Source organism: Vibrio sp. 10N.286.55.E10 (genome assembly GCF_002872555.1).
GTDB lineage: Bacteria > Pseudomonadota > Gammaproteobacteria > Enterobacterales > Vibrionaceae > Vibrio > Vibrio crassostreae.
The window spans coordinates 212234-212815 of the sequence record NZ_MCSD01000013.1 but is presented as its reverse complement, the minus strand read 5'-3'; the positions used below and the strand labels follow the sequence as shown (position 1 = coordinate 212815).

The following is a 582-nucleotide window of genomic DNA, read 5'->3' as shown; positions in this document are numbered from 1 at the left end:
GGATTCGAGTGAACGAGATGAGAAAAGCAAAGGAAGTTATTGTTCTAGTGACTTGATTAAAGCTCCTAACATGCGTGAGATTTGAAATGCTTCCGATTGCCATTGCTCACCAACGCTCTTGGAAATGAACCCAACTTCAGAGCCTATGTCAGCTTGAGTTGCAAATTCACCTATAGACCCCTTAGCGATTGCAAAGAAGTGCTTACGCTCTTTCAGAGATTTCCGCTCACAGCCTTCTGCGATATTGCTAGGTACAGATAAAGCACTACGAGTAATCTGATCTTTAAAACCAAAATCTTTGCACATAGACATTACTCGATAAACGTTTATCGATAGCTGTCGACTTCGTTGCCAAACATCAAGTTTTCTATAAAGCACAATTTCTACCTAAAGACCGAAAACCTAATCATCTCAAAAGAACATCATAGAAAAGTATTAATAAAGAACCAAAGTTCGAGACTTCTATCCTTTCATCTTTTCTAATCTCATATCTGCTCTAACCTTCTAAATCTTTTCGCATCCCGATTACCCGTATCTCTCATCTGCTTTTCAAGCCCTTCGTATCCCGTTTACGCGCATCCC

Annotated in this window: 1 protein-coding gene; it reads right to left on the bottom strand. The window is 39.9% G+C overall.

Going from position 1 to position 582, the window contains the following annotated elements; genetic code table 11:
• Window positions 1-36: 36 nt before the first annotated feature.
• A complete protein-coding gene (locus tag BCV39_RS10440) occupies window positions 37-378 on the bottom strand; it encodes a four helix bundle protein (RefSeq protein WP_102431591.1) in 342 nt (113 codons plus the stop codon).
• Window positions 379-582: the final 204 nt, after the last annotated feature.